The organism is Escherichia sp. WS1368, assembly GCF_046487485.1.
In the GTDB taxonomy this organism is placed as follows: Bacteria; Pseudomonadota; Gammaproteobacteria; order Enterobacterales; family Enterobacteriaceae; genus Escherichia; species Escherichia coli.
Window position 1 is genome coordinate 455,300 of sequence record NZ_JBJQJI010000003.1, and the last position, 12,519, is coordinate 467,818.

Annotated in this window: 8 protein-coding genes; 1 reads left to right on the forward strand and 7 read right to left on the reverse strand. The window is 52.5% G+C overall.

The window, feature by feature from the left end; translation table 11 throughout:
- Positions 1-8 precede the first annotated feature (8 nt).
- The 7 genes from yhdP to csrD form a co-directional block, all read right to left on the reverse strand.
- Complete coding sequence (gene yhdP, locus ACJHYD_RS10945) at positions 9-3,809, reverse strand: AsmA2 domain-containing protein YhdP (protein WP_001551716.1); 3,801 nt, start codon at positions 3,807-3,809, stop codon at positions 9-11.
- Positions 3,810-3,876: 67 nt separating this feature from the next.
- Positions 3,877-5,346 carry a ribonuclease G gene (gene rng / locus ACJHYD_RS10950; RefSeq protein WP_000123197.1) on the reverse strand — a complete coding sequence of 490 codons (1,470 nt, stop codon included), beginning with the start codon at positions 5,344-5,346 and terminating at the stop codon, positions 3,877-3,879.
- Positions 5,336-5,929 carry a nucleoside triphosphate pyrophosphatase YhdE gene (yhdE, locus tag ACJHYD_RS10955; RefSeq protein ID WP_000203099.1) on the reverse strand — a complete coding sequence of 198 codons (594 nt, stop codon included), beginning with the start codon at positions 5,927-5,929 and terminating at the stop codon, positions 5,336-5,338. The genes rng and yhdE overlap by 11 nt, the downstream gene beginning before the upstream one ends.
- A gap of 8 nt (positions 5,930-5,937) precedes the next feature.
- On the reverse strand, positions 5,938-6,426 hold the full coding sequence (gene mreD / locus ACJHYD_RS10960) for a rod shape-determining protein MreD (protein WP_000179409.1): 489 nt from the start codon (positions 6,424-6,426) through the stop codon (positions 5,938-5,940).
- The gene (gene mreC, locus ACJHYD_RS10965) at positions 6,426-7,529 is read right to left on the reverse strand and encodes a rod shape-determining protein MreC (RefSeq protein ID WP_000802511.1); all 1,104 of its coding nucleotides are present in this window, start codon (positions 7,527-7,529) and stop codon (positions 6,426-6,428) included. Before mreC ends, mreD begins: the two co-directional genes overlap by 1 nt.
- 65 nt (positions 7,530-7,594) lie before the next feature.
- Complete coding sequence (gene mreB, locus ACJHYD_RS10970) at positions 7,595-8,638, reverse strand: rod shape-determining protein MreB (protein ID WP_000913396.1); 1,044 nt, start codon at positions 8,636-8,638, stop codon at positions 7,595-7,597.
- Positions 8,639-8,942: 304 nt separating this feature from the next.
- Positions 8,943-10,883 carry an RNase E specificity factor CsrD gene (gene csrD / locus ACJHYD_RS10975; RefSeq protein ID WP_001551718.1) on the reverse strand — a complete coding sequence of 647 codons (1,941 nt, stop codon included), beginning with the start codon at positions 10,881-10,883 and terminating at the stop codon, positions 8,943-8,945.
- 151 nt (positions 10,884-11,034) lie between these two features.
- On the opposite strand from csrD, the gene ACJHYD_RS10980 reads away from it, so the two are divergent.
- Positions 11,035-12,009, forward strand: a complete 975-nt coding sequence (locus ACJHYD_RS10980; protein WP_001551720.1) for an MDR family oxidoreductase — start codon at positions 11,035-11,037, stop codon at positions 12,007-12,009.
- The last annotated feature ends 510 nt before the right edge of the window (positions 12,010-12,519 follow it).

The window sequence follows — 12,519 nt, forward strand, 5'->3', positions numbered from 1 at the left end:
TCGTCAAATCATTGCGCTTTTTCTTTACGCGGTTGGCGCAACACTTCGTTGATTTGCGGATCGTCCAGCGGACCCGAAATGTGATAGCGCAAAATGGAGACTTTGCTCCACAGCGGCCCCAGCACTTTACTGGCTGCAAACACTGCCGCGCCAACAATGGGGTTAACCGCAAAAGCCGCAGCCACGCCCACCGTCGCAGAAATCTCTGGTGCGACAACCGCTTCCATATTCAGGTCGCGACGCACCAGATTTACCGACCCTTTCATGGCAATGTCCGCTTCCAGGCCATCCACCAGCGTGTCGTCGGTGTGCATAACGCCGTCTTTAATCCACGCGGTGCTGCGAATGGAGTCAAAATAGAACCCTTCACCAAAGGTGTCTCTGAAATCAAAACGCAGCTTACGCATCAGGGCATCAACGCTCAATAAGCGCAGCAATTGCCCGGCATGTCCGGTATTGATTTCGGTAATTTCGCCTTTGCCCAGTTGAGTATGAATGATGCCATTCAACGTCGCCTCATCTGGTTGCCAGGGTGCTTTGCGCCAGTGTAAATCGTAATCCACATTAAATGACGACTGGCGTATGGGCGTCGTGACACCAAAAAATTCTGCGGCGGCATCAATTTTCTGCCCACGCAGTTTTCCTTTCAGCGAGGTGCGTTCATTTCCCGGATTGTTAACCCATTCACCATCGGCAGTGAGCCGCGAAAAACCAGTATCAATCAGTCCATTAGTCAGCGTTAATGTATTGCCAGAAATGGTGATATCACTGTCAATGCGCCCGAATTTTTGCCCCCAGAACCAGCACTCTGCGCATCGTATTTGGGCGTCCGGCCAGCCACGGAAGTTAATGCGCTCCGTTGTCGGGAAAGGTGATGACTGTGTTGAATCACCACGAGTTTTCGCCACGCTCGGGTTGTAATAAAGATATTTGATATTCGCCAGCCACGGCGCGTTATTACGCATCGCCAGCGTGGCGTTGATTTCACGCCCTTGCGCCTCAACCTGGGTGCCATTTGCCGTCGGTTGCGAAACAATACTCAGGTTATTCCATTGCTGATTTCCCAGCGACAACATAGGCGTACGTAACGTTATGTGTTGTGGGAAACTCGCTGCACCACCGACACTCTCCGCCGCGCCTTTCTGGAACAGGGCCAGCCACTCGGCACCATTCATCGGCGGCATATTGAGTTCAACGCCACTTTGTTCCGGCAACGGCGGGAGCGTTTTACTGTCTGCCGCCCAAATAGCACGATCGAGCGTCAACTTTTGACCGAGCAACCAGCGGCTATTGAAATGGTTATCCGCACCTGCCTGTCCGGTTAATTCAAAGCTGTTGAGATTGCCATCAACCTTAACGTTTACCGCTAGTGGTTCACCCGCAGGTTTGGCTAACGGTGAAGGTAAGTGACTGCTCACATTCTTCAGGTCGCCGTTCAGCTCTACGTTATAGGTCGCGCCAGCATGATAAGGCAGATCAATGCCCGCTTTACCATCCCACGCCACGCTGCCACTTAATGCTTCGTTCACCGCTGCAGGCAGAACGCCGGTTTTCGCTGGTTGCCAGTTACCGTTGAGATTCACCGCAACCTGGTAGGCTTTTGCCCCTTCTTTGGTGGAAAAATCCACGTTCAACGGCTGATTAAACCAGCTTGCTGTCAGTGGTTCACTTTGCAAATCGCCATTGATAAAGCTGAATTTACCGCTCAAATTTTTCAGGGTGCTGTCGAGTGGTTTGATAAACAGACTGTTATTACGCAGCGTCACTTCACCTTTCGCGGTTACCAGTTCGCCGTTCAGCGGAATATCGAGATGTAAGCGAGCATTCACATCGCCGTCGAGCTGGAGTTCTTGCAGGGTTGCACCCAGAGAATCTTTCAGCGGTGTCTCATCAAAGTAAGGGCCGACGGCTTTACCCGGACCTTTAATGTCAGCGTCAATCAGCAGTTTTTCTTTCGAGTAGTCAGGGATCACTGCGGTGAGATTACTCGCGCGCACGCCGCCCAGATTAACGCCATCGGTTTTCATCCATAAACCGTCGTTAATAAAGTCCAGTTCAATATCAAGGTTAGTTAATGCAGGCCAGTCCGGCTGGAAGGCAAACTTCGCGTTGCGCAGCGGCACCAGCACTTCAAACTGACCTTCGTTGTGTTTATAGGGGAAGAGTTGCGGATTGCCACCATAAACCAGCGTCGCGTTATCCGCTACACCGCCCTGAATCGCGCCACTTAAGTAATCAACCAGGTCTTTACCCATCAAGTTTTCCGGGAAATAGCGCCAGGCTTGTGAACCATCATCGGTACTGATGCCAGCCAGAATACCCAGCCAGGGTTCATCGTTAGCAGGTTGCAGGTAACGAAAACCGCCGCGCGCATGGACGGCTTTGGCTTTAACGTCAATATTACGCCCATCCAGCTGGAAACCTTTGTCATTGTTCAGCCAGCTTATCGTTGCCTGGCCGTCGGCGATTTCCAGTGGCGCACGGAATACCGTTTCGTAAGGCATCTTTGCCTGCTTCATCGACGCGGTAAGCAAACCATTTTCTACGCTGCCGGAAAGCGTCCCGGAGAAGTGTTCCGTACCCGGTAATAATTTCCATTGATTCCAGGCCAGATCGCTCCACGATGCCTGAAAACGGGTCTTGTCTGCCGCCTGAAGCGGGATATCCAGCGCCAGAGTGTTAATCTTGCCGCTCGGTTGTGTGGAGCGCCAAACATCACCCAGTGCAGGTGAAAGTTTCGCGGCCAGCGGGCGTATGCCCTCCAGGCCTGCCAGCTCCAGATTACTGGCGCGAATCCGGAGTTCGTCACTGCGTTTATTGTCTTTGCCGCCAACGTCCTGTTCCGGTATCCAGGCCAGCGTCAATGCTCCGCTCGGCCAGGGTTTGCCGTCCATCGTGATCCGTGTATCGGGAATAGAGAACTGCCAGCCTGGATTTTCACGCGTAATATGCGCGGTCAGATTATCCACCGACAGCGTATGCGTTTGCTTCTCGCCCAACCAGCTGGCACCGCCCTGTTTCAGCCAGACGTCACCGCCGGTTACATCGCCTTTGTCGATCGTCATCCAGCCTTCAAGGGAGAACTGTGCCGTTTCCAGCGCAATATTGTCCTGCATCCATTTACCGAGCCACGGCTTCAGGTCGATGTCATCCGCCTGGAGCCAGACGCGACCATTGCTTAACAACCCCTCATCATCGCGCAAATCCATGCGCACCTGCATCACGCCGTGCTGTCCGGTAAGGCTGGAGAGGCTTACCAGGCCTTCTGCACGGTGTCGACGTGGATCGTTCAGCCAGGTGAGTTGTGGGATCGCCAGCTCGGCGCGCTGACCGGATGGCGTCAGGAAACTGACTTCACTGTCGCGGAGATCAAAATGGTCGAACTGACGAAGAAACAGATCGCTGATGTGACTGGCTTCCAGGCTATCATTACCACCGCCGCTGGTGATAGGAGTGTTGGTGCGAAAGCGCAGCTGCCAGAAAGTGAGGTCGCGAAACTGCCAGCGCATATGTAACAGGCTCTGCCAGACATCTAGCGCAAGAGTAACGCGTTTAACCGAAAATTCGCCGCCATCCTTTAGTTCTGCACGGATGTCGTGTGCTTCAAGCGTCGGGCCAAAATTCTGCCAGCTGGCTGAGAGCTGACTGGCTTCTACCGGCATGCCAGTCGCGGATTCTATTTTGTTGAGGATTTCCGGACGCCAGGCATCAAGATGCGGTAAAGCAATACGCAGGCCGCTAACCAGCAGGGCAGCGATCACAACGAGCGCGGCTCCAGTAAGCAGTAATATCCCCGGCAATCGCCTCACCCGTCACTCCTTGTCTGCTAAAAATGTGACTCAAAAACCCTTTGCCGGATGGCGGCCCAGCATCTGTTTACATCATTACGACGTCAAACTGCTCCTGGTTATAGAGCGGTTCAATTTGTACTTTAACCTGTTTGCCAACGAAAATTTCCACTTCCGCCAGCGAGTGTGACTCTTCACCTTTCAAGGCTTCAGCTACTGCCGGAGAAGCATAGACCAGGAAACGGTCGGAATCATAAGCATGGTGTACACGAACAATCTCGCGCATGATTTCATAGCATACCGTTTCCACGGTTTTCACCGTTCCGCGACCGTGGCAGGTTGGGCATTCGTTACATAGTACGTGCTCAATGCTTTCGCGGGTGCGTTTACGCGTCATCTCCACCAGCCCCAGCGCCGAAAAACCATTAACGCTGGTTTTCACCCGGTCTTTGCTCAACGCCTGCTCCAGCGAATGCAACACGCGGCGACGGTGATCTTCATTATTCATGTCGATGAAATCAATAATGATAATCCCGCCCAGATTGCGCAACCGTAACTGGCGAGCGATAGCCTGCGTCGCTTCAATATTGGTATTGAAAATGGTGTCGTCCAGATTGCGATGACCGACAAATGCTCCGGTATTGATGTCCACGGTGGTCATCGCTTCGGTCTGGTCGATAATCAGATAGCCACCGGATTTCAGTTCTACTTTGCGTTCCAGCGCCCGCTGGATTTCGTTTTCGACATCAAAGAGATCGAAAATCGGCTGGCGTCCGGTGTAATGCTCCAGCTTGCTGGTCATCTCGGGAATGTACTCCGAGGTAAACTCCAGCAATGCTTCGTAAGTCAGGCGTGAGTCAACGCGAATGCGGTCGAGTTCGGCGTCGGCGAAATCACGCAGAACACGCTGCGCCAGCGCCAGTTCGCCATACAGCTGATAACGGGTCTGCGGGCGTTTTTTACGCTCCATAACTTTGGTCCAGACGCGTTTCAGATAAGCGGCATCGGAGGCCAGTTCAGCCTCGCCAACCCCTTCAGCTGCGGTACGGATGATAAACCCGCCCTGCTCGTCGCAATACTCTGCGACCACTTTTTTCAGGCGTTCACGTTCTGATTCGCTTTCAATACGTTGGGAAACCCCAACGTGAGAAGCCCCTGGCATAAACACCAGATAGCGAGAAGGCAGCGTGATATCGGTAGTCAGGCGCGCACCTTTAGTGCCAAGCGGATCTTTCACCACCTGCACCATCAGATCTTGCCCCTGACGGACCAGTTCCGAGATGTCGCGTACCGTGAATTGCTTTTGTTCTTCACCCGCCACACATTCAGTGTGCGGCATGATATCGGATGCATGAAGAAACGCGGCTTTATCCAGCCCAATATCTACAAAAGCCGCCTGCATACCCGGAAGTACACGACTTACACGACCCTTGTAGATATTGCCTACTATTCCGCGTCGCGCCTCACGTTCAATATGAATTTCCTGCAGAATACCGCCATCAATATACGCCACTCGCGTTTCCGAAGGCGTTACGTTTACTAACAATTCAGCCGTCATGTTTATCCCTTTTCTCACGCAGTGCGTTAAAATTACTTAATAATTCATACGTTTCAACCAGCGGTAAGCCGACTACGGCGTGATAGCTGCCATTTATCTTCCTGACAAAACAGCCACCCAGCCCCTGAATACCGTATGCACCTGCTTTATCTAACGGTTCACCGCTGGCGACATAGCCCGCGATGTCTTCGTCTGTTAACGTTCTGAAAGTCACATCGGTGACCACCAGGCAATCGAGAATGTGCTGGCTGTCGGCCAACGCCACTGCCGTCATTACCTGATGGGTCTGGCCCGATAATTTGCGCAACATCTGCACCGCATGCTCTGCGTCGCGCGGTTTCTCCAGCACTTCTCCGTTCAGGATAACGATAGTATCCGCACCCAGCACCGGGAGATCCTGCGCCGTTTGCGCGACACCCGCCTGTGCTTTCTCGCGCGCCAGACGCACAACATACTGCTGCGCGCTCTCCTGCGGCTGACGCTGCTCCTCAATGCCCGTAACAATACGTTCAAAGGTTACGCCAAGTTGCGCAAGTAACTCCTGACGACGCGGAGAACCGGAAGCTAAATACAGAGAAGTCATAGAAACCTTTATTGCACTGCAAACTGCTGACGGACTTTACGCATCAGCAAGAAAATCCACGGCCAGAGCACTCCATTGACTACACTACTCCAGAACACTTCCGGTCTGAAAGAGACGTTAATCACTAAAAACTCTGCCCAGAAAACAATAATATCCACCACCAGCGAAAGCAACATGACGACCAGCGCCTGCTGCCATAATGCGAGGTTGCGGAAAAGCTGATATTTCAGCGCCACCAGGTAAGCAATGATGCTCATCGCCAATACGCGTACGCCAAGTGTCGAGCCGCTGATCAGATCCAGTATGGCACCCATCACAAAACCTGTGCCCACATTTACGCGATGAGGCAAGGCCAGGATCCAATACAACAAGATGAGTAAGACCCAGTTTGGCCGGAAAACAATCAGGTTATCCGGCCAGGGCATGATTTGCAGCAACAGCGCAATGAGGAAAGAGAGCCAGATTACCCAGCGTCCCTGGCTACGATAGCTCGCCACTATTGCCCTCCCGGCGCACGCGCAGGCGGTTGAGCACCACTTTGCGGCGGCGTAGCCCTTTGTGGAGAGCGATTAGCAGCGGGCTGTGTCGGCGCAGCAGGCGCAGTAGCTGCATTTCCTGTCGCCGGTTGCTGCGGAGTCGGCTGAGCGATCCCCGTTGCCGGTTCAGGTAACTTTGGCCCCATCGCGTCTGGCGAAGGCAATACCTGCGGCATCATCTGCATCAGACGTTCATTAGCAACACGATGCACCTCTTCCGGCGTCATCGGGTTAGCGCCGTTACGATCCGCGCCCCACAGCAGCAGCAGATAACGCAAACGTTGCAGCCCTGCAGTCGGACGCGCCTGAATCACAGTATAAGCGCGCTGGGTATCGAGTTTTACGGAAGAGACAACCGCGACCGGATAGCCTTCCGGGAAACGACCGCCCAGACCGGAAGTCACCAGCACATCACCAACACGAATATCCGTATTCGCTGGCAGATGCTCAAGCTGCAAATCATCCGTACAACCGTTACCGGCTGCAATTACGCGGATATCGTTGCGCAGCACCTGGATTGGCAGCGCGTGGGTCGCATCACAAATCAGCAGCACGCGACTGGTCAGTTTAGCGACGGCCACCACCTGACCAACAACACCTTTGTCGCTGATGACCGGCTGGCCTTCATAAACGCCATTAACGCTACCTTTATCGATAACAACTTGATCGCTATAAGGATCGTTAACCGTGGAGATAACCTGAGTCACCATTTTCTGCTCATCCTGACGCAGCGGGGAACCCAGCAGTTCGCGCAGACGCGCGTTCTCCTGTTTGTATTGTCCAAGCATCAGCAGTTCACTGTTTTTCAGCAACAGTTCCTGACGTAACGCCCGGTTTTCAAGTTCTAGTTGGTCACGCGAGGCCAGCGTCTGCGATACGCCATCCAGCAATTCACGAGGAGCATTGGAAACAAAGTAGAAAGGACTGACGGCGGTATCCATATAAGTACGGATTTGACTGAACGTCCCCAGGCGGCTGTCGGCAATAATAATGCCGAGCGCCACCAGCACCGCCAGAATAAGGCGAATCTGTAGCGACGGGCCACGGCTAAAAATTGGCTTCATAAGTTATGCGTATTCTCGTATCAGACCAGGCAGGGTAAACAGACGCTTCCCCTGCCTGCATCCGATTACTCTTCGCTGAACAGGTCGCCGCCGTGCATGTCGATCATTTCCAGCGCTTTGCCGCCACCGCGCGCCACACAGGTCAGCGGGTCTTCAGCAACAACGACTGGAATGCCGGTTTCTTCCATTAACAAACGGTCAAGGTTACGCAGCAGTGCGCCACCACCGGTGAGCACCATGCCGCGCTCGGAGATGTCGGAAGCCAGTTCCGGCGGGCACTGTTCCAGTGCAACCATTACCGCGCTCACAATACCGGTCAGCGGTTCCTGCAGTGCTTCGAGGATTTCGTTGGAGTTCAGGGTAAAACCGCGTGGAACACCTTCTGCCAGGTTACGGCCACGAACTTCGATTTCACGGACTTCATCGCCCGGGTAAGCCGAACCGATTTCGTGCTTGATACGTTCTGCGGTGGCTTCACCGATCAGAGAACCGTAATTACGACGCACATAGTTGATGATAGCTTCGTCGAAACGGTCACCACCAATGCGCACGGAAGAGGAGTAAACCACGCCGTTCAAGGAGATAACAGCAACTTCAGTGGTACCACCACCGATATCAACCACCATAGAACCGGTCGCTTCAGAAACCGGCAGGCCAGCACCAATTGCGGCAGCCATCGGTTCTTCAATCAGGAAGACTTCACGGGCACCAGCGCCCTGCGCGGATTCACGAATTGCGCGGCGTTCAACCTGGGTCGCGCCAACCGGCACACAAACCAGAACGCGCGGGCTTGGACGCATAAAGCTGTTGCTGTGCACTTGTTTGATGAAGTGCTGGAGCATTTTTTCAGTCACGAAGAAGTCGGCGATAACGCCGTCTTTCATTGGGCGAATAGCAGCAATATTGCCCGGCGTACGGCCCAGCATCTGCTTCGCGTCATGACCTACTGCAGCTACGCTTTTCGGTGAACCGGCACGATCCTGACGAATGGCCACCACGGAAGGCTCATTCAATACGATGCCTTGTCCTTTTACATAAATGAGGGTATTCGCAGTACCCAGGTCAATGGACAAGTCATTGGAAAACATGCCACGAAATTTTTTCAACATACTAAGGGATAATCCTGAAAGCTGGGGCGGAAAAGAAAATCCGCTTACTTTACCAACCACACGCAGCAGCGACAAGGCGCAAAAATCATCTGCTACGGTGAAAATTAGTGCAGTTCGTTTCCTTTGTTACAAATCTCTGCCTGAGTCCAGAAAGGCTTAATGCATCAGCAGCATTCCTCGCCTGTTTGCAACCGCGTAAGGTCATTCATCTGCATATGTGCTGCAACAATCTGGCGAGCAGACAAGCACACTCCCATGAGACGCAGCGCGCGTTATTCTACGTGAAAACGGATTAAACGGCAGGTTAAACCGAGTATCTTTGTGAATATTTTTTCACGTTAGTATCAAGTGGCTGTGAGGACGCGAAAAAATCCCCTTGCCCACCTGTAACACCGCGCTGAATCAGGGTCTGCCACTCGCTTCGCGAACGCACGCCGGTGGCGTAAACCTGGGTGCTGGTCCCGGAGCAGGCTTCCACCAGGCTTTGAACCAGCAGCTGGTTCTCCGTTCGCTTCTCAATGTTTCTGACCAGCCCCGGATGGAGCTTGAGTAACTCAACATTAAGTTCTTTGATCCAACTGGTGCTAACCAGCGTCAAACCAGCCTGGTTGACGGCTACCCGTACCCCTAAAGCATTCACTAAACGAATAACAGGTTGTAAACGACTGATATGTTGACCTACATCGGCCTCTGCAAGTTCAATAATTATGCGTTTTCGTTGTGATTTTTCACATTGCATTAACGTATCGCGCAGCCAACGCTGAAAACGCGGGCGAATCAGCGACTCAACGGTAACCTGAATCGCCAGATTTTCCTCCGGCCAGTAACGTAATAGTGGAATAAGACGGCTGATTTGCAGACGGTCATACTCTTCCGATAAGCCAAACTGCAAGACCATCGGCATATACTCCGCCGAGCTAACCTCTTCATTACCATCGAAGATGCGGCACATGAGTTCGCGATGATGAACCTGACCTTCGCGAGTAACCGCCGGTTTTTGATAAAGGCGCGGGCCGCCGCGACTCAGCATTTGCTCGATAAGCGTACGCCAGCGAACATTACCGCGTCCTTTTTCAGGCAACGAGTCATCGTAAATAGCCCAGCTATTGCCGCCCTGCAATCCCGCATTACGCGTGGCAGACTCTGCATGTTCCATTACCTGCTCGGTATCCTGACCACTACGCCAGGCACAGATACCAATGTGGATCATATCGTCGCGATCGAGCATTTTATTATTCGGCAAGGTATCGACGGCTTTGATTAACTGACTGGCTATGCTCTCAGCCTCTTTTAACGTCCGGTGCGGCAACAGCGCAGCAAAATCACTGCGGTGGTAACGCGCCAGCAGTGCGCCAGGGTAGCGCATCATAAATGTCGACAGCAGATTCGTCAGAGAGAAGAACTGTTCTTCAACCTGGCTGTGCCCCCAGGTATCACTCAACATATTGAAATCCGGCAGACGAATCATCATCACGATCCCGTGGGTACCTACTTTCTCCTGATCTTCCAGTAACGTTGCTAACTGATTATCGAAGAAGAGTCGGTTATTGAGGCCGGTTTTCATGTCCTGGGCGGCATAAGAGCGGATCAGCGTATCAAGACGGCTGTGTTGTTCACGTGCGTTCTGAATTTCACGAAGCAGCGTATCCAGCGCACTGCTGGTTCTGGGCGGCCATTCATAGATGGTTCCCAACACATTAGAGCCACGCTCACCGTTTAAGATACGAGTAGCCCGGGTTTCCAGCAATTCTTGCCCGGCAAGTTGCCGTTGTAACCAGCGTACCGCCAGGAAGAGCATAAGAATGATAAAGCCAATCGCCCCCGTGAGCGGCGCGGTGGTCATCAACGAATGGAAATAGTTGCCCATCGGATCCTGATAAACCAGACGCAGCGACATCCCCGGATGCTTTATCAACGGAACGCTCAGTTCGCGAAACAGATCGCTGGTGCCAACCGGACGATAACTACCATTTCTGGCGAGGGTATAAACCTGTTTATCACCATGCAGCAGGTCTACACGAACGATATCTGCCGACATCATTAATTCGGTAATTTGTGGCCTTAATGCGCTGAAGTCATTCGACACAAGATGGGTATCAATCGCCGTCGCCACCGCCTGAACGCGATGACTAAACTTATACTGAATGGCGTTGTAGAAACTTAGCGAACAGCCCAGCAAAGTCACAAAAATTGTTAACCCGGTGAGCAGCGTAACAAAGGCCGAAAATTTCGTCGTTAATCTCATCCTTGTGTTAACTCCGATAGTGAGGAAGCGGGCATACTAGCAAATCAGATTTATCTCGCAATTTATTGCGCTTCATCGGCTTTGCTTTTCCATTAGCGAGTATAGTCTTCAGAAATTATTTTCCAATCCATCATGCACATGAGGACCACTTATGCAGGCGTTACTTTTAGAACAGCAGGACGGCAAAACTCTCGCATCGGTACAGACTCTGGACGAAAGTTGCCTGCCGGAGGGCGATGTCACGGTTGATGTTCACTGGTCGAGCCTGAACTACAAAGATGCGCTGGCGATTACCGGTAAGGGAAAAATCATCCGTAATTTTCCGATGATTCCTGGGATCGATTTTGCCGGAACTGTACGCACCAGCGAAGATCCGCGTTTTCATGCCGGTCAGGAGGTGTTACTCACTGGCTGGGGCGTTGGTGAAAACCACTGGGGGGGGCTGGCGGAACAGGCGCGAGTGAAAGGTGACTGGCTGGTTGCCATGCCGCAAGGGCTGGACGCGCGTAAAGCAATGATTATCGGTACTGCCGGTTTTACCGCCATGCTGTGTGTGATGGCGCTGGAAGATGCCGGTGTTCGCCCGCAGGATGGGGAGATTGTCGTGACGGGTGCCAGTGGTGGCGTCGGCAGTACCGCCGTGGCGCTGCTGCATAAGTTGGGTTATCAGGTCGTTGCCGTTTCTGGTCGCGAAAGCACCCATGAATATCTGAAAAGTTTAGGAGCCAGCCGTATTCTCCCTCGCGATGAGTTTGCCGAATCCCGTCCTCTGGAAAAACAAGTCTGGGCTGGGGCAATTGACACCGTTGGCGACAAAGTGCTGGCAAAAGTGCTGGCGCAAATGAATTACGGCGGCTGCGTGGCGGCCTGTGGTCTGGCGGGTGGTTTTACTCTGCCAACCACGGTCATGCCATTTATTCTGCGTAATGTCCGTTTACAGGGGGTGGATTCAGTGATGACTCCACCAGAACGCCGCGCACAAGCCTGGCAGCGACTGGTCGCCGATTTACCGGAATCATTCTATACCCAGGCGGCAAAAGAGATATCTCTGGCAGAGGCACCGAAATTTGCCGGGGCCATCATTAATAACCAGATCCAGGGTCGCACGCTGGTGAAGGTTAACTAACCATTTAGCAGGGAATAATAAGAGAGGGAACTCATTTTGAAATCATTATTCAATCGGTTAACGGGAAAAGCGGTTAGCCGGACAGCTTTCGTCGAACATCTTGGTCATGAAGTTGTACAACATCATCCAAACTGGAAAGTCATGATTTCGACTGACCATAAATTGATGCGCACTGTTACTCCACTAAACAGCCATTATTGATACGCCTCCGTCGCCTGTTAGGTTTATGGTGCTTTGCCTGGGCGACGCTACGCTTAACCTGTTACTGATTTCTGGTACCATGGGGTGAATAATCTGATTTTATTTGCCTACAAATTAACCACTCGAACGTATTTGATGCTGAGCATTGTCAGGCGGTTGATTTTGCGTGCTTTAGCATTCACGTTTATCCAGACGATGCAGTGAAAATTGGGCAATCCCCAGCAACCGCTGCGTAATGTCGTCTATCTTGTCGCGATCCTGGCATCCCTACATTATTTGTGGTCTGTGAAGATTATCTCATTGCAGCCC